General features: G+C 60.2%; 16 protein-coding genes. 9 read left to right on the top strand and 7 right to left on the bottom strand.

Annotation, left to right across the window (positions count from 1 at the left end; genetic code table 11):
- Positions 1 to 73: 73 nt before the first annotated feature.
- Positions 74 to 2869: a DNA gyrase subunit A gene (gene gyrA, locus ACPYOP_RS09605; protein WP_481410160.1), complete on the bottom strand. Its 2796-nt coding sequence runs from the start codon at positions 2867 to 2869 to the stop codon at positions 74 to 76.
- A gap of 225 nt (positions 2870 to 3094) precedes the next feature.
- Between gyrA and ACPYOP_RS09610 the strand changes: the two genes are divergently transcribed.
- Positions 3095 to 3727: a MarC family protein gene (locus tag ACPYOP_RS09610; RefSeq protein ID WP_481410161.1), complete on the top strand. Its 633-nt coding sequence runs from the start codon at positions 3095 to 3097 to the stop codon at positions 3725 to 3727.
- Between the two features lie 51 nt (positions 3728 to 3778).
- Here ACPYOP_RS09610 and ACPYOP_RS09615 read toward each other — a convergent pair whose 3' ends face one another.
- The gene (locus ACPYOP_RS09615; RefSeq protein ID WP_481410162.1) at positions 3779 to 4333 is read right to left on the bottom strand and encodes a single-stranded DNA-binding protein; all 555 of its coding nucleotides are present in this window, start codon (positions 4331 to 4333) and stop codon (positions 3779 to 3781) included.
- A 271-nt stretch (positions 4334 to 4604) separates the two neighbouring features.
- On the opposite strand from ACPYOP_RS09615, the gene uvrA reads away from it, so the two are divergent.
- Both uvrA and ACPYOP_RS09625 read left to right on the top strand, forming a co-directional pair.
- Positions 4605 to 7526 carry an excinuclease ABC subunit UvrA gene (gene uvrA / locus ACPYOP_RS09620; protein WP_481410163.1) on the top strand — a complete coding sequence of 974 codons (2922 nt, stop codon included), beginning with the start codon at positions 4605 to 4607 and terminating at the stop codon, positions 7524 to 7526.
- A gap of 32 nt (positions 7527 to 7558) precedes the next feature.
- Positions 7559 to 8365 (top strand): DUF72 domain-containing protein, encoded by an 807-nt coding sequence (locus tag ACPYOP_RS09625; RefSeq protein WP_481410164.1) that lies wholly within the window; start codon positions 7559 to 7561, stop codon positions 8363 to 8365.
- A 1-nt stretch (position 8366) separates the two neighbouring features.
- Here the strand turns inward: ACPYOP_RS09625 and ACPYOP_RS09630 are convergent, their stop codons facing one another.
- Complete coding sequence (locus ACPYOP_RS09630) at positions 8367 to 9842, bottom strand: NAD(P)H-hydrate dehydratase (RefSeq protein WP_481410197.1); 1476 nt, start codon at positions 9840 to 9842, stop codon at positions 8367 to 8369.
- A gap of 348 nt (positions 9843 to 10190) precedes the next feature.
- Between ACPYOP_RS09630 and ACPYOP_RS09635 the strand changes: the two genes are divergently transcribed.
- The 3 genes from ACPYOP_RS09635 (at position 10191) to hspQ (ending at position 12545) form a co-directional block, all read left to right on the top strand.
- Positions 10191 to 10529 (top strand): P-II family nitrogen regulator, encoded by a 339-nt coding sequence (locus ACPYOP_RS09635; RefSeq protein WP_015339877.1) that lies wholly within the window; start codon positions 10191 to 10193, stop codon positions 10527 to 10529.
- Between the two features lie 61 nt (positions 10530 to 10590).
- Positions 10591 to 12000 carry a type I glutamate--ammonia ligase gene (gene glnA / locus ACPYOP_RS09640; RefSeq protein ID WP_481410165.1) on the top strand — a complete coding sequence of 470 codons (1410 nt, stop codon included), beginning with the start codon at positions 10591 to 10593 and terminating at the stop codon, positions 11998 to 12000.
- A 215-nt stretch (positions 12001 to 12215) separates the two neighbouring features.
- Entirely contained in the window at positions 12216 to 12545 is a 330-nt protein-coding gene (hspQ, locus tag ACPYOP_RS09645; RefSeq protein WP_481410166.1) for a heat shock protein HspQ, read from the top strand.
- 137 nt (positions 12546 to 12682) lie between these two features.
- Here the strand turns inward: hspQ and ACPYOP_RS09650 are convergent, their stop codons facing one another.
- Positions 12683 to 13342, bottom strand: a complete 660-nt coding sequence (locus ACPYOP_RS09650) for an invasion associated locus B family protein (RefSeq protein WP_481410167.1) — start codon at positions 13340 to 13342, stop codon at positions 12683 to 12685.
- A 264-nt stretch (positions 13343 to 13606) separates the two neighbouring features.
- Between ACPYOP_RS09650 and ACPYOP_RS09655 the strand changes: the two genes are divergently transcribed.
- Both ACPYOP_RS09655 and ACPYOP_RS09660 read left to right on the top strand, forming a co-directional pair.
- On the top strand, positions 13607 to 15418 hold the full coding sequence (locus ACPYOP_RS09655; protein WP_481410168.1) for an extracellular solute-binding protein: 1812 nt from the start codon (positions 13607 to 13609) through the stop codon (positions 15416 to 15418).
- Positions 15419 to 15510: 92 nt separating this feature from the next.
- Positions 15511 to 16182 carry a DsbA family oxidoreductase gene (locus ACPYOP_RS09660; RefSeq protein ID WP_481410169.1) on the top strand — a complete coding sequence of 224 codons (672 nt, stop codon included), beginning with the start codon at positions 15511 to 15513 and terminating at the stop codon, positions 16180 to 16182.
- 94 nt (positions 16183 to 16276) lie between these two features.
- On the opposite strand, the gene ACPYOP_RS09665 is transcribed toward ACPYOP_RS09660, so the two are convergent.
- Positions 16277 to 16864, bottom strand: a complete 588-nt coding sequence (locus ACPYOP_RS09665) for a TetR/AcrR family transcriptional regulator (protein ID WP_481410170.1) — start codon at positions 16862 to 16864, stop codon at positions 16277 to 16279.
- A gap of 166 nt (positions 16865 to 17030) precedes the next feature.
- Between ACPYOP_RS09665 and ACPYOP_RS09670 the strand changes: the two genes are divergently transcribed.
- Positions 17031 to 17453 carry a RidA family protein gene (locus ACPYOP_RS09670; protein WP_481410198.1) on the top strand — a complete coding sequence of 141 codons (423 nt, stop codon included), beginning with the start codon at positions 17031 to 17033 and terminating at the stop codon, positions 17451 to 17453.
- 76 nt (positions 17454 to 17529) lie between these two features.
- Here the strand turns inward: ACPYOP_RS09670 and mfd are convergent, their stop codons facing one another.
- Both mfd and ACPYOP_RS09680 read right to left on the bottom strand, forming a co-directional pair.
- Complete coding sequence (gene mfd / locus ACPYOP_RS09675; protein ID WP_481410171.1) at positions 17530 to 21030, bottom strand: transcription-repair coupling factor; 3501 nt, start codon at positions 21028 to 21030, stop codon at positions 17530 to 17532.
- Positions 21027 to 21341, bottom strand: coding sequence for an FAD assembly factor SdhE (locus ACPYOP_RS09680; RefSeq protein WP_481410172.1), 315 nt, complete (start codon positions 21339 to 21341; stop codon positions 21027 to 21029). The genes mfd and ACPYOP_RS09680 overlap by 4 nt, the downstream gene beginning before the upstream one ends.
- Positions 21342 to 21393: the final 52 nt, after the last annotated feature.

Genomic DNA, 21393 nt, shown 5'->3' on the forward strand with positions numbered 1-21393 from the left:
TTGAAAAACTTCCATTTTCAGGTGGGTCGGGCGGATCAGCCTCCAGCTTTTCCGACCAGCTTGCAGCGCAATTCTATTCTTCGCTGCCACCCTCGACGTCGCCGCCGGTATCTCCTGCCTCGCCGGCTACAGCGTCATCCTCGACCGCCGCGTCGTCTTCGCCTTCCGGCTCGCTGATGCGCTCGACGGACACGACCTTCTCATCCTTGGCGGTAGAGAAGATGGTGACGCCCTTGGTGGCGCGGCTGGCGACGCGGATGCCGCCGACAGGGACGCGGATCAGCTGGCCGCCATCCGAAACGAGCATGATCTGATCCCCATCTTCGACCGGGAAGGCGGCAACCAGCTCGCCGATCTCGCCCGTCTTCGACGTGTCGGTGGCGCGGATACCCTTGCCGCCGCGGCCGGAGATGCGGAAATCGTAAGAAGACGAACGCTTGCCGAAGCCCTTTTCCGAGACCGTCAGAACGAACTGCTCGAGCGCCTTGAGTTCTTCGTAGCGCTCGTCGCTGAGCTGTCCCTCTTCGGTGACTTCCTCGCCGACCAGCGCGATTTCCTCGTCATCTCCCGTTGCGGAACGACGTTCGTTGACGGAGCGCTTGAGATAGGCCGCGCGTTCCCAAGGTTCGGCATCCACGTGCCGGACGATCGTCATCGAGATGATGCGGTCTCCGGATGCAAGGCTGATGCCGCGCACGCCGATGGAGTTGCGGCCGGCAAAGACGCGCACATCCGAAACCGAGAAACGGATGCACTGGCCGAGCGCCGTCGTCATCAGCACGTCGTCGTGCTCGGTACAGGTCTCGACCGAGAGGATTTCATCGCCCTCCTCCTCGAGCTTCATGGCGATCTTGCCGTTACGGTTCACCTGCACGAAATCCGACAGCTTGTTGCGGCGCACCGTTCCGCGCGTCGTCGTGAACATGACGTCGAGATTATCCCAGGTGCTTTCGTCCTCGGGCAGCGGCATGATCGTGGTGATGCGTTCGCCAGGCTCCAGCGGCAGCATGTTGATCAGAGCCTTGCCGCGCGAAGTCGGCGTGCCGATCGGTAGACGCCAGACCTTTTCCTTATAGACGATACCGCGAGACGAGAAGAACAGGACCGGCGTGTGCGTATTGAGAACGAATAGCCGGGTAACGAAATCCTCATCACGCGTCGTCATGCCGGAACGGCCCTTGCCGCCGCGGCGCTGCGCACGATAGGTGGTCAGCGGCACGCGCTTGATGTAGCCGAGATGGGAAACGGTGACGACCATATCCTCGCGGGCGATCAGATCCTCATCGTCCATCTCGAGGCCGCCATCGACGATCTCGGTACGGCGCGGCGTTCCGAACTCGTCGCGAACTGCGGAAAGCTCGTCTTTTACAATGGTTTGGATGCGGGCACGTGAAGAAAGGATATCGAGATAGTCCTTGATCTCTGCGCCGATCTGATTGAGCTCTTCATCAATTTCGTCGCGGCCGAGAGCGGTCAGACGAGCCAGACGCAGTTCGAGGATGGCGCGGGCCTGCTCTTCCGAGAGGTTATAGGTGCCGTCTTCGTTAATGCGATGTCGAGGATCATCGATTAGCCGGATAAGCGATTCGACGTCCGCCGCATTCCAGCGGCGCGTCATCAGCTCTTCACGAGCCGATTGCGGATCCGGCGCCTGGCGGATGACACGGATGACTTCGTCGATATTGGCGACCGCAATCGCCAGGCCGACCAAGACGTGAGCGCGATCGCGCGCCTTGCGCAGCAGATATTTGGTGCGACGGCTGATGACTTCCTCGCGGAACGCCACGAAGGCGCGCAGCATGTCCATCAGGTTCATCTGCTCCGGCTTGCCGCCATTCAGCGCCACCATGTTGCAGCCGAAAGAGGTCTGCAGCGGCGTGTAGCGATAAAGCTGATTCAGGATGACGTCGGCATTAGCGTCGCGCTTCAGCTCGACGACGACGCGGTAGCCCTGGCGGTCGGATTCGTCGCGCAGGTCCGAGATGCCCTCGATGCGCTTTTCGCGTACGAGCTCGGCCATCTTCTCGATCATCGATGCCTTGTTCACCTGATAGGGAATCTCGGTGATGATGATCTGCTCGCGATCGCCACGCATCGGCTCGATGGTCGCGACACCACGCATGACGACGGAGCCGCGTCCCGTCTCATAGGCGGAACGGATGCCGGCGCGGCCGAGAATTTTCGCCCCCGTCGGGAAATCCGGGCCGGGGATGATCTGCATCATGTCAGGCAGCTCGATCGCCGGATTGTCGATCAGCGCAATGCAGCCGTCGATCACTTCCGACAGATTGTGCGGCGGAATGTTCGTCGCCATGCCGACGGCGATGCCGCCGGAACCGTTGACGAGAAGGTTCGGGAAGCGTGCCGGCAGAACCTTCGGTTCTTCCGTGGTTGCATCGTAGTTTTCCTGGAAATCGACGGTTTCCTTGTCGATATCCTCGAGAAGCTCGTGGGCAACCTTGGTCAGGCGCGATTCCGTATAACGCATCGCCGCCGGCGGATCGCCGTCGATGGAGCCGAAATTGCCCTGTCCGTCGATGAGCGGCACGCGCATCGACCAGTGCTGCGCCATGCGGACCAAGGCGTCATAGATCGAGGCGTCGCCGTGCGGGTGGTAGCTACCCATGACGTCGGCGACCGGACGGGCGGACTTCACATATTTGCGGTTCCAGTGATAGCCGCTCTGATGCGCCGCATAGAGGATGCGCCGATGAACGGGCTTGAGACCGTCGCGAACATCAGGAAGCGCGCGGCTGACGATCACGCTCATGGCGTAATCGAGATACGACCGCTGCATTTCCTCCATGATGGAAATCGGCTCGATGCCTGGCGGGAGCTTCCCGCCGCCGGGTGGTGTTTGCTCAGTCAAAACAGATCACGATCTCTTTTAGAATCACTGCGAAATTTATAGCCGAAAGGCCCGGCGAGCGCCAATTTGGGCCGGTGTTTTTGAACAGGCTTTTGCCCCTTTAAGCCATGAAATCGAACATTTCCATGGCGTAACCCGCCAATAGCAGCGCACGGCTCTTTGCGAAAGCTCGTTCCTCGCATAACAATGGTCGATAACAACGATAGAACAAGCTCCGGGGACGATATGGCGAGCGCGGACACGCTGATCAATGCCTTCACGACTCTGCTTGTCACCGTCGATCCGCCTGGGCTCGCTCCGCTTTTCATCGGACTTACAGCGGGCATGAACCGCTCCGAGCGCAAACAGGTGGCGCTACGCGGCTCGCTGATCGCCTTCTTCATTCTGGCGGCCTTCGCCCTGTTCGGCGCGAGCGTCCTTGGTGTGCTTGGCATCTCGATCGGTGCGTTCCGCATTGCCGGCGGCTTGCTGCTGTTCTGGATCGCCTTCGAGATGGTGTTCGAGCGGCGGCAGGATAGAAAAGAGAAGACGACCGAAGTCGCGATCACCCAGGATCATATCCGCAATATCGCGGTCTTTCCCCTCGCCCTGCCCTTGATTGCCGGTCCCGGCGCCATCTCGGCCACCATTCTGTTGGCCGGCTCGCTGCAGACGACGCTCGACCGAGCGCAATTGATCGGCGTCATCGCGGTCAACCTCGCCCTCGTCTTTGCGGCTCTTGCCATTTCAGACCGGCTGGACCGCATGCTCGGCGCCACCGGCCGCGCCATTCTCACCCGGCTGCTGGGCGTCATCCTGGCGGCACTTGCCGCACAATTCGTCGTGGATGGTGCAAGGGCAGCGTTAGCCCTTCCATAAAAAACCCGCCGACGTGGCGGGTTTTTCAAAGTTCTACCGCGTATGCCCGTCTCAGAACGGGATGTCATCATCCAGATCGCGCGAGAAATTGCCGCCGCCGCCCTGGTTACTACCACCACGGTTGCCACCGCCACCGCGGGAGGAGCCCTGCGAAGAGGACTGGCCATAATCGTCGCCGCCGTAATCGCCGCCACCGAAGTCACCACCCCCGCGACCGCCACGGCTGCCGCCTTCAATGGAACCGCCGCCTTCGCCTCGGCCATCGAGCATCGTCAGGGTCGAGTTAAAGCCCTGGAGCACGACTTCGGTCGAGTAGCGATCCTGACCGTTCTGGTCCTGCCACTTGCGGGTTTGCAGCGCGCCTTCGATGTAGACCTTGGCGCCCTTCTTCAAATATTGTTCCGCGACCTTGCAGAGACCTTCATTGAAGATGACGACGCGGTGCCATTCGGTCTTTTCCTTGCGCTCGCCGGAATTGCGATCGCGCCAGGTTTCCGAAGTCGCAATATTGAGATTGGCGATCGGGCGGCCGTCCTGCGTGCGGCGAATTTCCGGGTCCGCCCCGAGATTTCCAACCAGAATTACCTTATTCACACTACCGGCCATGATACCACCCTGCTTGCCGCCCATCGACGGCTTTCAAATTCTATCCGAACACCTTAACCCATAGCGGCCGTCAGGCGCTATTTATGCGGCCTTCCCAGTTCCGTTCATCCACAAAGAAATCGCCGCGCTAATTTTGTTCTTTATTTGTTCTAATTTGTCTCTATGATCTTGTCAACGGAATCGAAAACCCGGCTCCACCCTTCATTTCAGCCTCGACTCGCGGGCTGACATCACTAAATAAAGGCAGACTCCAAAGGACCTGCATACGACGATGAGCGAACTGAAGACTATTTCCATACGTGGTGCGCGCGAGCACAATCTCAAGGGCATCGATCTCGACCTGCCGCGCAACAAGCTGATCGTCATGACCGGCCTTTCCGGCTCCGGCAAGTCGTCGCTTGCCTTCGATACCATCTATGCCGAGGGGCAGCGCCGCTATGTCGAAAGCCTTTCGGCCTATGCGCGCCAGTTCTTGGAAATGATGCAGAAGCCGGATGTCGACCAGATCGACGGCCTTTCGCCGGCGATTTCGATCGAGCAGAAGACCACATCGCGCAACCCGCGCTCGACGGTCGGCACGGTCACCGAGATTTATGACTATATGCGTCTGCTGTTTGCCCGCGTCGGCGTTCCCTATTCGCCGGTCACGGGCCTGCCGATCGAGAGCCAGACGGTCAGCCAGATGGTCGACCGCGTGCTCGCCTTCGAGGAAGGCACCAGGCTTTATATTCTGGCGCCGCTCGTGCGTGGCCGTAAGGGCGAGTACAAGAAGGAACTGGCGGAGCTCATGAAAAAGGGCTTCCAGCGCGTCAAGGTCGACGGGCAATTCTACGAAATCGCCGATGTGCCGGCGCTGGACAAGAAATACAAGCACGATATCGACGTCGTGGTCGATCGTATCGTCGTACGGCCCGACATGGCGGCGCGCCTGGCCGACAGCTTCGAGACCTCCTTGCGGCTTGCCGACGGTCTCGCGGTCGCCGAGTTTGCCGACAAGCCGTTGCCGCCGGAGGAAACCGCTGCCGGCGGTTCGGCCAACAAATCGCTGAACGAGACGCATGAGCGCGTATTGTTCTCGGAGAAATTTGCCTGCCCGGTTTCCGGTTTCACCATTCCCGAAATCGAACCGCGTCTGTTCTCGTTCAACAATCCCTTCGGTGCCTGCCCATCCTGCGACGGCCTCGGCTCGCAGCAGAAAATCGATCCGGAACTGATCGTGCCGGAGCCGGAACGCACGCTGCGTGATGGCGCCGTCGCTCCCTGGGCCAAATCGACTTCGCCTTATTACAACCAGACGCTGGAAGCGCTCGGCAAACATTATGGCTTCAAGCTCGGCAGCCGCTGGAACGAACTGTCCGACAAGGCCAAGGACGTGATCCTGAACGGTACGGAAGACAAGATCGAATTCCATTATGCCGACGGCGCGCGTTCCTACACCACGCACAAGAATTTCGAAGGCATCGTGCCCAACCTTGCACGGCGCTGGAAGGAAACGGATTCCGCCTGGGCGCGCGAGGAGATCGAACGTTTCATGTCGGCAGCCCCCTGCCCGGCCTGCAACGGCTATCGCCTGAAGCCGGAGGCGCTGGCGGTCAAGATCGACAAGCTGCACATCAGCCAGGTCGCGGAGATGTCGATCCGTGTTGCCCGCGACTGGTTCGACGCGCTGCCGGGAACTTTCACTGACAAGCAGAACGAGATTGCGGTCCGCATCCTCAAGGAAATCCGCGATCGCCTGCGCTTCCTCAACGATGTCGGCCTCGAATATCTGAGCCTGTCGCGCAATTCAGGCACGCTTTCCGGCGGCGAGAGCCAGCGCATCCGGCTGGCATCGCAGATCGGCTCCGGCCTGACCGGTGTGCTCTACGTTCTCGACGAGCCGTCCATCGGCTTGCATCAGCGCGACAATGCCCGCCTGCTGGAGACGCTGAAGCATCTGCGAGACATCGGCAATACGGTCATTGTGGTCGAACATGACGAGGATGCGATCCTGACAGCCGACGATGTGGTCGATATCGGCCCCGCGGCCGGCGTGCATGGTGGCCAGGTAGTGGCACACGGCACGCCGCAGGATATCATGGCGAACCCGAAGTCACTGACCGGTAAATATCTTTCCGGCGAGCTCGGCGTTCCGGTTCCGGACGAGCGTCGCAAGCCCAAGAAGGGCAAGGAAATCAAGGTCGTCGGCGCAAGGGGCAACAACCTCAAAAACGTCACGGCGTCCATCCCGCTCGGCGTGTTTACCGCCGTCACGGGCGTTTCCGGCGGCGGCAAGTCCACCTTCCTGGTCGAGACGCTTTATAAGTCGGCTGCGCGACGCGTCATGGGCGCTCGTGAAATCCCGGCCGATCACGACCGTATTGACGGTTTCGAGCATATCGACAAGGTGATCGATATCGATCAATCGCCGATCGGCCGCACCCCGCGCTCGAACCCGGCGACCTATACGGGCGCATTCACGCCGATCCGCGACTGGTTCGCCGGGTTGCCGGAGGCCAAGGCGCGCGGCTATCAGCCCGGCCGCTTCTCCTTCAACGTCAAAGGCGGCCGCTGCGAGGCGTGCCAGGGCGACGGCGTCATCAAGATCGAGATGCACTTCCTGCCCGACGTCTACGTCACCTGCGACGTCTGCCACGGCAAGCGCTACAATCGCGAAACCCTCGACGTCACCTTCAAGACCAAGTCGATCGCCGACGTGCTCGACATGACGGTCGAGGAAGGCGTCGATTTCTTTGCGGCTGTCCCCGCCGTGCGCGACAAGCTGCAGAGCCTCAAAGATGTTGGCCTCGGCTATATCAAGGTGGGACAGCAGGCCAATACGCTTTCGGGTGGCGAGGCGCAGCGCGTCAAGCTAGCCAAGGAACTGTCGAAGCGATCGACGGGCCGCACGCTCTATATTCTCGACGAGCCCACAACCGGGCTGCACTTCCACGATGTCGCCAAGTTGCTGGAAATGCTGCATGAGCTGGTCAATCAGGGCAATTCGGTTGTGGTCATCGAGCATAATCTCGAAGTCATCAAGACGGCCGACTGGATTCTTGATTTCGGTCCGGAAGGTGGCGATGGCGGCGGCGAGATCGTTGCCGTTGGAACACCGGAAGCGGTCGTCAACGAAAAGCGCTCCTATACGGGGCAGTTCCTGAAGGAGCTGCTGGAGCGGCGTCCGATGAAGAAGGTTGCGGCAGCGGAGTGAATTCACCCGACTGAACGTCCATGGAGGAGAGAATGACCAAAGCGGGCGAAATCCGCACAGGCATAGGTGGCTGGACTTTCGAACCCTGGCGCGGGACCTTCTATCCCGATACGCTGAAGCAGAAGGATGAGCTGAACTACGCCAGCCGCCGGCTGAAGGTGATCGAGGTCAACGGCACCTATTACAGCACCCAGAAGCCCGCGGTCTTCGCCAAATGGGCCGCTGACGTTCCCGATGGCTTCATCTTCTCCCTGAAGGCCACCCGCTTCGTGACCAATCGTCGCGTGCTTGCCGAAGCGGGCGAGTCGATGCAGCGTTTCCTGGAATCCGGCATCAGCGAGCTCGGCGATCATCTAGGGCCGCTGCTTTGGCAATTCGCACCGACGAAGAAGTTCGACCCGGATGATTTCGAGGCTTTTCTGAAGCTGCTGCCGGCCAAGCAGGATGGTCTTGGGCTGAAGCATGTCGTCGAAGTCCGGCACGATTCCTTCAAGGTGCCTGACTTCATCACCCTGCTCGAGAAATACAATGTGGCGCCGGTCTGCGCCGAGCATTTCGACTATCCGATGATTGCCGATGTGACGGCCGATTTCGTCTATGCCCGCCTGCAGAAGGGCTCAGACGATATCAAGACCTGCTATCCGCCGAAGGATCTGAAGGCCTGGGCGGATCGCCTGAAAACCTGGGCCGAGGGCAAGGTGCCGGACGATCTGCCGCTGATCGATGCGAAGCGCAAAGTCAAGGCCGAGCCGCGCGATGTCTTTGCCTTCATGATCCATGAGGGCAAGGTGAATGCGCCTCCGGGCGCGATCGCATTGCAGGAAGAAGTGGCAAAATAGCCTACAGCGGCCTGACGTTTGCGACGAGATCTTCGGCCGTCAGCCCCTTACCGGCGTGCTGGCCTGCTAGGCCGTGCAGCCAGACGCCGGCCGCGGCGGCTTCGAAAGCGGGCACGCCCTGCGCCATCAGGCCGCCGACGATACCCGCCAGCACATCGCCGGAACCGGCCGTGGCAAGCCAGGGCGGCGCATTGGCATTGATCAGGGCCCTGCCATCAAGCGCGGCAATCACGCTATCGGCACCCTTGTAGATAATGGCCGCGTGGGCTCTCACCGCAGCTGCCCTCGCCTTGTCGACCTTGCTCAGGGCTTCGTCCGCGGCAATATCGGGAAAGAGCCGCGCAAACTCCCCTTCATGCGGCGTCAGCACCAAGCGTGTCGGTCCCTCGGCAAAAGCATCGAACAATCGTTGCGGCTCGTCTCGAAACGACGTGATGCCGTCCGCGTCCAGCACCAGATGGCGATCCGCGAGCGCAAGGCAGAATTGCCGCGCTTTCTCGCCGGCGCCGAAGCCCGGTCCGAGAATGAAGGTCGAGAGGCGCTGATCGGCAAGCCATTGCCGCAACGACGCTTCATCCTCGACGGCGTGCAGCATGATTGCTGTGAGCAGGCTGGCATTGACATCAAGCGCTTCGGGCGGCGAGGCGATCGTGACAAGCCCTGCCCCGGCCTTCAGCCCCGCCATGGCCGACATGCGCGCGGCGCCGGTCGCGTTCGGTCCGCCTGAGAAAACGACCAGATGGCCGCGCTTGTATTTGTGCGTATCTACGCCCGCCGACGGTATCATAGCCTGCCACTGTGCCGGGGTATTTTCCGCGATCAGATTGTCGGCATGGGCGCGAACGATGCGGGCTGATATGCCGATGTCGAAAATCTCCAGCTCCCCGCACAGATCGCGGCCGGGAAGAAGAAGGTGGCCCGGCTTGCGCGTCATGAAGGTAATGGTGCGCGCGGCATGAAAGGCGGCGCCGAGGATTCGGCCGCTGCGCCCATCGATGCCGGACGGTAGATCGACGGCGATGACGGGAAGTTTCGCTTCGGCGACTTGCGCGATGATGGCCGCCACCTCATCCGGAACGGAGCGGGAAAGCCCCGCGCCGAAGATGGCGTCGATCACCACATCGCCAGCCCTCGGGATATAGCTGCCGATCGCCTCGCCGCCGAGGGGACAATCTGCAAAGGCGCGGGCTGCATCCCCTTTGAGCCGCTTGGGGTCGCCAAGATGGAAAAGCCGCAGTTCGGCACCGGCCTGCAGCAGCGCGCGGGCTGCGATATAGCCGTCCCCGCCATTGTTGCCCGGCCCGCAAAGAACGACATATCGATGTGCCTCGGGAAAGTACCGGAGCGCTGCGGCGGCGACAGCCTGACCCGCCCTTTCCATAAGCCCATAGGAATCGATGCCGGAGATGGCGGCGGCGCTGTCGACCGCGGCCATATCGTCGGGCGTGAGGAGGAGGTCGGCAAGCGGCAACATCATGGCAGCCATTATAGATGCGAAATCTGCCTCAAAAACAACCGCTTTTGTAGCCTGCAATTTGGCCGATAAATGTGCATTTGCATAATAATTAAACAATAACATTCAATGGCTTGCCAGAGCATAAACATGGCATGCATGGCACTTTTTTGCGAAATTTTGCTTATCCCATGCATTTCAGCGCGAAATCGCTTCCATTTTTCCGAAAAATCCTCATCAATCCATCGTCTCGGTGCGAATTCGCCGGGATTTTCTACGGCAGCTCGTTCTCAACTGGCATGATACGTGCATTACGTTGGCCGAGCGGGGAGTAGTCCTGCTGTAACAGAAGAAGCGGAGAGACATTTTCTCATGAAAAAGATCGAAGCGATCATTAAGCCCTTCAAGCTCGACGAAGTGAAGGAAGCCCTTCAGGAAGTCGGCCTGCAGGGCATCACCGTCACGGAAGCGAAGGGCTTCGGTCGTCAAAAGGGCCACACGGAGCTCTATCGTGGCGCCGAATACGTCGTCGACTTCCTGCCGAAGGTGAAGGTCGAAGTTGTATTGGCGGACGAAAATGCGGAGGCGGTGATCGAGGCCATCCGCAAGGCTGCGCAAACAGGCCGTATCGGCGACGGAAAGATTTTCGTTTCCAACGTGGAAGAAGTCATTCGAATCCGCACTGGTGAGACGGGCATCGATGCCATTTAATCCGCCCGGCCCCTCAGGCCGCGGCTCGTTTAATCGTCACTAAGTCAAGGGAAGTAATTTAATGACGACCGCAAGCGAAATTTTGAAACAAATCAAGGACAACGACGTCAAGTTCGTCGACCTGCGCTTCACGGACCCGAAGGGCAAGCTGCAGCACCTCACCATGGATGTAGTCTGCGTCGACGAAGACATGTTCGCCGATGGCGTCATGTTCGATGGCTCCTCGATTGGAGGTTGGAAGGCCATCAACGAGTCCGACATGGTGCTGATGCCCGACACGGACACGGTCCATATGGATCCATTCTTCGCGCAGTCCACCATGGTCATCCTCTGCGACATCCTCGACCCGGTCTCCGGTGAAGCCTATAACCGCGACCCGCGCGGCACCGCCAAGAAGGCCGAAGCCTACCTGAAGGCCTCCGGCATCGGCGATACCGCCTTCTTCGGCCCGGAAGCCGAATTCTTCGTCTTCGACGACGTCAAGTACAAGGCTGACCCCTACAATACGGGCTTCAAGCTCGACTCCAGCGAACTGCCGTCCAACGACGACACCGATTACGAAACGGGCAACCTCGGTCACCGTCCGCGCGTCAAGGGCGGCTACTTCCCGGTCCCGCCGATCGACAGCTGCCAGGACATGCGTTCGGAAATGCTGACGGTTCTCACCGAAATGGGCGTCACCGTCGAAAAGCATCACCACGAAGTCGCAGCCGCGCAGCACGAACTCGGCATCAAGTTCGACACGCTGGTGCGCAACGCCGACAAGATGCAGATCTACAAGTATGTCGTGCATCAGGTCGCCAATGCCTACGGCAAGACCGCAACCTTCATGCCGAAGCCGATTTTCGGCGACAACGGCTCGGGCATGCACGTTCACCAGTCGATCTGGAAGGGCGGCAAGCCGACCTTCGCGGGCGACGAATATGCAGGCCTGTCGGAAAGCTGCCTCTACTATATCGGCGGCATCATCAAGCATGCCAAGGCGATCAACGCCTTCACCAACCCGTCGACGAACTCCTACAAGCGTCTCGTCCCGGGTTATGAAGCGCCGGTTCTTCTCGCTTACTCGGCCCGCAACCGCTCCGCCTCCTGCCGCATTCCGTTCGGCAGCAACCCGAAGGCAAAGCGCGTCGAAGTCCGCTTCCCCGACCCGACCGCCAACCCCTATCTCGGCTTCGCCGCGATGCTGATGGCCGGCCTCGACGGCATCAAGAACAAGATCCATCCCGGCAAGGCCATGGACAAGGATCTCTACGACCTGCCACCGAAGGAGCTGAAGAAGATCCCGACGGTTTGCGGCTCGCTGCGCGAAGCTCTGGAAAGCCTCGACAAGGACCGCAAGTTCCTGACGGCCGGCGGCGTCTTCGACGACGACCAGATCGATGCCTTCATCGAACTGAAGATGCAGGAAGTCATGCGCTTCGAAATGACCCCGCATCCGGTCGAATACGACATGTACTACTCGGTCTGATATCGAATACGAAAGCCCCGGCTTGCCGGGGCTTTCTTCATAATTGGGAAGCCGGTGGCAGGTCTCCCGCCCGATCGTGTTTTTGCATTGAGCCATCGCTCCCTGTCCGGCCGAAGAACCGGACCGGATGTGACAGTTCGATGAAGGAATGGGGGCAAAATCCTTGATATCAGTGGTGAAAGTCACCACATGATTGCTTGAAAGGAAGTCGTGCCATGAAAGAACGAAACGCAAAATTCAATATTGGCGACGTGGTTCGACACCGGATGTTCCCCTTCCGCGGTGTCATCTTCGATGTCGATCCGGAATTCGCAAACACCGAGGAATGGTGGAATTCCATTCCGGCCGAAGTGCGGCCTGAAAAGGACCAGCCATTCTATCATCTTCTCGCCGAAAACGACGAGACGGAGTATGTTGCCTACGTATCGGAACAGAATCTGATCAATGACGAGAGCGGCGTCCCGCTCCGCAATCCGCAGATCGCCCAGATTTTCGACCAGGCGCCGACGGGCCAGTTCAAACCCAAGATGAGCTTCGCCCACTAAGAGCCTGCCAGATAAGTTCTTTTTAAAAGGGAAGATGCCCCAAGCGTCTTCCCTTTTTCATTTGCGGGACTTGGTCGTCAGCAGCAAAAAAGCCCGGATCGCTCCGGGCTTTTTCAATAAGGCAAAGTTTGAGAAGCTTACTGCTGCTTGGCGGCCTTCTGGGCGTCTTCCAACTTCTTGCGCGCTTCTTCGGCCTTCTTCTGCATGCTGTCCTGCAGGCTCTTCTGGCTTTCAGCGAGCTTGCTGTCGGAGATTGCCGGACCGTCAAAAGCGGCACCGAAACCGGTGAGCGAAATCTTGATCGGGTTCGGCGCGCGGCGGAAGTTGATCGAGGTGAAGGTCACGTCCGTGCCCTTCTTCAGCGAGTTGATCATCGCGTCGGTCACGGGCACTTCGGCCGTGCACTTGTCCGGAAGGCAGACGGCGTAATCGAGCTTCTGGCCCTTGCCGCCATCAACCTGCATGGTGATGCCGGGCGGGATCAGGCGAGCTGTCGGAACGGAGATCTGCAGGATCTTGCGGTTGACCTTGCCATCGACGGAGATGAGGCCGACTGCCGTGACCAGCTGGCCATTGTTAGCCATGATCAGGTTCTGCACGATGCAGATATCGGCATCGTCCTGCTTGGTGCAGGTCTTGTACCAGCCCAGGCGCGGCTGATTGGGATCGTTGCCGCCGTCGGCAGGAGCTGCGTTGGACGCGTCCTGAGCGAAGGCAGCAGCCGGCATGGCCGCGCCGATCATGAGAGCCAGAGCAGAGAGACCTGCCCGCATTTTGTTGTCAGTCTTGAACATCATAGCGAAACCGCCTCCTGAAATCCGCTTCGGAACGACAGCGCGCCGTCCCATGCAATTCGGGTCAAACCGTCGTCCACCTGTCGAATGAATAAGGCAAATACATGACCCGAGAAACCCGGCACCCCTGTTACATCGCACTGGCGCGGATATCCAGCTTTTCTTTGGCCTTTTCTGTTTAGACCCAAGAATTCCGCAGTTGCGTGTTGAATTCGGCACGCTCGTGATAATGTTCGGCCGAATCGTACCCTTACCGGAAAGGATGCCATGCAAGCGCTCCGGATCGCTATCTTCCTGTTCTTCGCAGCCTTGTGCAATGCCGCCGCGGCGCAACCACTCTATGGCATCGCCACGCATGGAGATCCGGCCCTGCCGGCGGGCTTCAAGCATTTCCCTTACGTCAATCCGGATGTGAAAAAAGGCGGGCGCATCAGCTATGGCGTCGTCGGCACCTTCGACAATCTCAACCCCTTCATTCTGAAGAGCATGCGCACGACGGCGCGGGGCATGTGGGACCCGGAATACGGCAATCTCATCTACGAACCGCTGATGGTGCGCTCGCGTGACGAGCCTTTTACGCTTTATGGGCTGCTGGCGCAGACGGTCGAATGGGACGACAGCCGCAGTTTCATCCAGTTCAATCTCAATCCCGCAGCCAAATGGTCCGACGGACAGTCGGTGACGCCGGACGACGTGATCTTCACCTTCCAGCTCCTGCGTGAGAAGGGGCGCATACCCTTCTCGTCCTGGCTCGATACGATCGGCTCGATCGAGAAGGTCGGCGAGCATGGCGTCATGATCCGCTTCAACGAGAAGGGCAATCGCGAAACGCCTGTCATCATCGCGTCGTCGCTGCCGATCCTGCCGAAACATGCGACCGATCCCGACAATTTCGACCGGACCACGCTCGGCATTCCGATCGGCTCCGGCCCGTATCGGGTGAAGAGCGTCGATCCCGGCCAGCGAATCACCTTCGAGCGTAATCCCGATTATTGGGGCAAGGCCATTCCGACGAAGGTCGGCGTCGACAATTACGATCAGATCGTCGTGAACTACTTCCTGCAGGACACGACCTTATTCGAGTCCTTCAAGAAGGGCGATATCGACATCTACCCGGACGGCAGTCCCGCGCATTGGCAGCAGGCCTATAATTTTCCGGCCGTCGGCTCCGGCGCCGTCGTCAAGGAGACGTTTACGCCGAAGCTGCCGAGCGGCATGCTGGGCTTCGTCTTCAACATGCGCCGGCCGATGTTTGCCGACAAGAATGTGCGCAAGGGCCTGACGCTCGCCTTCGATTTCGAATGGTTCAATCGCAATCTGGCTTCCAGCGCCTACACACGCACGGAAAGCTACTGGCAGAATTCCGATCTGTCCTCCTTCGGCGTTCCGGCCGATGCCAACGAGCTTGCCATGCTCGGCCCGATCAAGGACCATATCGATGCCGACGTGCTAGATGGCACCTATAAGCTCCCTGTCAGCGACGGCTCCGGCCGCGACCGCAAGATCCTGCGCAAGGCGGTCAGCTTCCTCAAGCAGGCCGGCTACACGATCAAGGGCGAACGCATGGTCGACAGCGCCGGGCGGCAGCTCAGCTTCGAGATCATGACCCAGAATGCGGATCAGGAGCGTATTGCCATCGCTTATCGCCGCTCGTTGGCATTGCTCGGCATCGCCGTCACGATACGCACCGTCGACGATTCGCAATATCAGCTGCGCACGACGAACTATGATTATGACGTGATCATCAAATCCTATCCGTCTTCGCTGTCGCCGGGCATCGAACAGGTGCCGCGCTGGGGCTCTGCCGCCGCTAAAATGCCGGGAAGCCTGAACTTTGCCGGCGTCGAAGATCCGGATGTCGATACGCTGATCAATCACCTCCTGACGGCGCGTTCGGCTGATGATTTCCGCGACGCCGTGCGCTCTTTCGATCGCATATTGATTTCAGGCTATTATGTCGTGCCGCTCTACCATATCGCACAGCAGTGGGTGGCACGGCGCAGCCATATCGCCCATTCCGACGTATTGCCGCTCTATGGCTATTACCTGCCCGCATGGTGGGACGCCTCGGCACAGTAGCGTTGCATGGTTCCCTTTCGGTAACCGGTTGAAGCCATCGGCACAAAGGCCTAGATGGTGAAGAACAGCCCAAAAACCGAAAGGACAGAACCATGGAACGCATTACGATCGACATCGTCTCGGACGTCGTCTGCCCATGGTGCTACCTCGGCAAGGCGCGCCTGGAGCTCGCCATCGCCGAGGTGCAGGACGAAGTGGGCGTCGACCTCAACTGGCGGCCCTACCGATTGAACCCCGACTATCCGCCCGAAGGCGTCGACCAGAAGAAGACGCTCGAGCAGAAGCTCGGCGGCGCGGAGCGTGTCGCGCAGGGGCACAAGATGCTGACCGATCTCGGCCGCGAAGTCGGCATCAAGTTCGATTTCGACGCCATCAGGATCGGCCCCAACACGCTCGATGCGCACCGCCTCATCCACTGGGCCGTCACCGAAAGTCGCGAGAAGCAGGACAAGGTGGTCGACGCGCTCTTCAAGGCCAATTTCGAAGAAGGCCGCAATGTCGGCGATCACGCCGTGCTGCTCGATATTGCCGAAGAGGCCGGTCTCGACCGCTCCGTCATCGCCACCCTTCTTGCCTCCGACGCCGACCGCGATCTCATCATCGGCGAAATCGACGCCGCCCAGAAGATCGGCGTCAACGGCGTGCCCTTCTTCATCTTCGACCAGCAATATGCCGTCAGCGGCGCGCAGACACCGGATGTGATCGCCGAGGCCTTGCGTGATATTGCCAAGATGAAGGCGGAAGCACGGGCCGGGATGAATTGAGGGGCAGCGGCGCTTTCGCTGGAAAGCAGATGCTGCTTGCAATTCTCTCCGCACGTTGGCTGTCGACAACGGAAGAACCGAGCGATAACGGCCCTCAGGCCTTTGCCAGCAATCCCGAAGCCATCGTGCGGAAGGCCTCGATCGCCTTCGGCAGCACTTCCGCCGGATTGTCGCTGGCGGCAACCCAAAGGGCGGCATTCAGCGCTGCGCCGGAGAGGAGCCGGGCGGCGGCCTCGGCATCAACCGGCTTGACGACTTCCTGCTCCAGAAGCTTTGACACCGTCTGCCGAGTCCCCGCCAGACAGCTGTTTTGGCTGGGCCATTTCGATGGATCGCCCAGCACCGCCGGCCCGTCAAGCAGGACGATGCGCTGGACCTCCGGATCGAGCGCCATTTCGATATAGGCTTCGCCTTCCGCAAGCAGGCCTTGCCAGCCGCCTCCCGCCTGCTCGCCGATCACTTTTGCCCGCAACGCCATCTCATTGTCGATCTGATCAACGACGGCGGCAAGCAATCCCCGTTTATCTCCAAAATTATGATAGAGCGCGCCCCTCGTCAGGCCGACATCTGCCGTCAGCTCGTCCATCGATGCGCCCGAAAATCCCTTCTCGGCGAAAGCTTTTCGTGCGGCAACAATAAGCTTGCTCCGGTTTTCTTCCATCGTTTCCAGGCGTTTTGCCATATCACCCTCAATTTCACATACGTTTCGTATTTGAAATATTGACATACGTAGCGTATATGGCTATTTCAAATACATGCCGTATACCAAACCAAACGGCATTTTGGAAAGGCCGCAGAATGCCGCCCTTCCGATCCTTTCACATCAACGCGAATGAGAGCTGAATATGATGACGACGCGTAATGCAATTTTCCCGAAGAACAGACATGCGCTTTACGAAGAGCATGGCTATTCCGCTGCCATCCGCTCCGGTGATCTGTTGTTCGTTTCCGGCCAGGTCGGCAGCCGTATGGATGGGAGCCCGGAGCCTGATTTCGAAAAACAGGTCCAGCTTGCCTTCGACAATCTGCAGGCAACCTTGGAAGCCGCAGGCTGCACCTTCAACGATATCATCGACATCACCACGTTCCACACCGATCCTGAGCAGCAGTTCGGCGCGATCATGACCGTCAAGAACCGGGTGTTCAGCGAAAAGCCCTATCCGAATTGGACTGCGGTTGGCGTCAATTGGCTGGCTGGCTTCGATTTCGAAATCAAGGTCATTGCGCACATTCCGGACGGTGGAGAGACTGACAAGTCCCAGGCCGCATGAGGCAACGCCAGATTTCGGCTTACAACGGAAAATATTCCTGTGGGCTGGAAGCGATCCCTGGCTAAGAGACGCCTCCCTACTTCGCCAATTCCGCCAACTGCGTCATGACCACAGCCGCACCCTGCAGCCGCTTTTCCGGCGTCGGAAGATCACGGGTAAGAAACACGCTGTGGTCGGGGCGGATCTTGGCCATGGTGCCCTGCTTGGCGATATAGCCGACAAGGTTGGCCGGGTTCGGGAATTCCTTGTTGCGGAACTGCACGACGACGCCCTTCGGGCCGGCGTCCAGCTTTTCGACATTGGCGATGCGGCAGAGCGACTTGATGTAGACGATCTTGAGGAGGTGCTGCACCTCTATCGGCAAGGGACCAAAGCGATCGATCATTTCGGCGCCGAAACCATCGATCTCCTTGATTTCCGTGATTTCGCCGAGGCGGCGATAGAGCCCCATGCGCAGATGCAGATCGGGCACGTAGTCATCCGGGATCATGACCGGCGTGCCGACGGAGATCTGCGGCGACCAGCCGGTGTCCTGGATCTCGTCGACGCCCTTGACCTCGGCGACGGCCTCCTCGAGCATCTGCTGGTAAAGCTCGAAGCCCACTTCCTTGATATGGCCGGACTGTTCTTCGCCCAGCAGATTGCCGGCGCCGCGAATATCGAGGTCGTGGCTGGCAAGCTGGAAGCCGGCGCCGAGCGTATCCAGCGATTGGAGGACCTTGAGCCGGCGTTCCGCCGTCGTCGTCAGCACCTTGTTGACCGGCAGCGTGAAGAGCGCGAAGGCGCGGACCTTGGAGCGGCCGACGCGGCCACGGAGCTGATAGAGCTGCGCCAGGCCGAACATGTCGGCGCGATGGACGATCAGCGTGTTAGCCGTCGGCACGTCGAGGCCGGATTCGACGATGGTCGTCGAAAGCAGGACGTCATAACGGCCTTCGTAGAACGCGTTCATGATGTCTTCCAGCTCACCGGCCGGCATCTGGCCATGCGCGACCGCCACCTTCAGCTCCGGCACATCCGACTGCAGGAAAGCATGGATATCGGCGAGATCGGCGAGACGCGGACAGACGTAGAAGCTCTGGCCGCCGCGATAATGCTCGCGCATCAGCGTTTCGCGGATGACGAGCGAATCAAAGGGCGAAATGAAGGTGCGGACCGCCATGCGGTCGACAGGCGGCGTGGTGATGAGCGACAGCTCGCGCACGCCCGTCATCGCAAGCTGCAGCGTGCGCGGGATCGGCGTCGCCGACAGGGTCAGCACATGCACGTCGCTCTTCAGCTCCTTCAAGCGCTCCTTGTGCTTGACGCCGAAGTGCTGCTCTTCATCGATGACAAGCAGGCCGAGATTGGCGAACTGGATGCCAGCGCCGAGCAGCGCATGGGTGCCGACGACGATATCAGTCTTGCCTTCGGAAACTTCCTTCTTGGTGAGCGTCAGCTCCTTGGCGCCGACAAGGCGGGATGCCTGCTGCACCCGGATCGGCAGGCCACGGAAGCGCTCGGAGAAGGTCTTGAAATGCTGGCGGGCGAGCAGCGTCGTCGGCACGACGACTGCGACCTGCACGCCGTTCATGGCGGCAACGAAGGCGGCGCGGAGCGCCACTTCCGTCTTGCCGAAGCCGACGTCGCCGCAGACGAGGCGGTCCATCGGCCGGCCGGCCCCGAGATCCTCGCGCACCGCCTCGATGGCGTTCATCTGGTCTTCGGTCTCATCGTAGGGGAAGCGGGCGGCGAACTCGTCATAGAGACCGTCCGGCGTCGCCAGCACAGGCGCATGGCGCGTCAGGCGCTCGGCGGCGATGCGGATCAAGGCGCCGGCCATGTCAAGCAAGCGCTTCTTGAGCTTGGCCTTGCGCATCTGCCAGGCGCCGCCGCCGAGCTTGTCGAGTTGCGCCTCAGTGCCCTCGCCGCCATAGCGCGACAGGAGATCGATGTTTTCGACCGGCAGGAACAGCTTGGCGTCGTCGGCATATTGCAGCTCGAGGCAGGCATGCGGCGCACCGGCGGCCTCGATGGTCCTCAGCCCGACGAAACGGCCTATACCATGCTCGGCATGCACAACGATCGAGCCTTCATCCAGCCCGGCCACTTCCGAGATGAAATCGGCGGCGCGCTTGCGGCGCTTGGAGCGACGCACCATGCGGTCGCCGAGAATATCCTGCTCGCCGATGACGATGAGATCGCCGGCCTCGAAACCGGCTTCCAGGCTGAGCACGGCCGCCGCCGCCTCGCCTTTCGCCAATCCACCGAGATCCTTGAAGGCCTCGATTGTCTTGACGCGCGCCAGCCCATGTTCGGCAAGCACCTGCAGGAGACGGTCGAGCGAGCCTTCGGTCCAGGCCGAAATCAGCACCTTGCCGCCGGAGGCCCGCTTGTCGGCGATATGCTTGACGACGGCATCGAAGACGTTGACGCGCTCGCTGTCGGCGCTCTCGGTCGCAGACCGCGCCCAGCGCGGCCCCTGCCGGGCATCAATCTCGATGACGCGGCGAGCCTCGCCCTCATGCTCGTTGAAGGGCGAGATGCGGACGGCGCCGAAGGCATCGAGCGCGCTGCCGAAGGCTTTGCCATCGAGATATAGCTGGCCTGGGGTCACGGGCTTATAGGGCGTGCCCTGGGCCATCTGGCCCTTGCCCTGCTGGCCGGAATGCAGGCGGGCGTCGTAATAGTCGAAGACGAGCTTGGAACGCTCCTCGGCTGCCTCGCGCACGGTATGATCCGTCACCAGCCGGAAGCCCTGAAGGTAATCGAAGACCGTCTCCAGCTTCTCGTAGAAAAGCGGCAGCCAGTGCTCCATGCCGGCGTAGCGGCGGCCTTCCGAGACGGCGAGATAGAGCGCGTCGTCGCGCGTGGCGGCGCCGAAGGCGGAGAGATAGTTCTTGCGGAAGCGGCTGATCGTATCCGGCGTCAGGGTCACTTCGCTCATGGGATTGAGATCGAGCGAGCGAACCTGCCCCGTCGTGCGCTGGCTGGCCGGATCGAAGCTGCGGATACTTTCCAGCGTATCGCCGAAGAAATCCAGGCGCACCGGCTCTTCCGTGCCCGGAACGAAGACGTCGAGAATGCCGCCGCGCACGGCATATTCGCCGACTTCGCGCACGGTCGCCACGCGCTCGAAGCCGTTGCGCTCCAGGCGGGCGGCGATATCGTCCATCCGGACCTGGTTGCCGGGACGTGCCGAGAACGCCAGGCTTTCGATGATATCCTGCGGGGCGACCTTCTGCAGCATGGCGTTGACAGTCACCAGCACAATGGCTGCATGCGGCTTGCGATGATGCGCGATCAGGCCGGACAGAGCCGCAAGGCGCCGCGCAGACGTGTCCGAGCTCGGGGAAACGCGGTCGTAAGGAAGGCAGTCCCAGGCCGGCAGGGTGAGCACCGGAATTTCGGGCGCGATGAAGCCGAGCATCTGTTCGACATCTGCCATATGCTGGCCGTCGGACATGACATAGGCGATCGGCTGGCCGGCCTTTGCCATCTCGGCAATCAGAAACGGCTCCAGGCCGGCCGGAACATGACCGATCGTCATCGGCTCGCTGGCGGCGAGCAGCTTCTTCGCATCGAAACCGGGGATCATTTCGTTAAACCAAACCTTTCGGCGATCTCTTCGAAATCGGGCTTGTATGAGGCCAGGCGCTCAAACAGGGGCGTCTGCAGATGCTGCGGTATCGGTTGGGTGCCGAGAATCCATTTGACGAGATCGTTGTCTTCCTCGGCCATGATGCGCTCGAGCTCATCGAGTTCGGGCTCGGTCAGACCCGGCAGCTCGTTGTCGGCGAACTGGCCGAAGACAAGATCCATCTCGCGGATGCCGCGATGCCAACAGCGGAAAAGGATGCGGCGACGACGGGGATCGAGATCGGCACTGCTGAGGGTAAGCCCAGTCATCAAAAACACCTTTATGTTGATGCGTCTCTATAAAACCAGCATTGAAAGGTGG

It is taken from the genome of Rhizobium sp. KNZ2-6A (assembly GCF_056755475.1).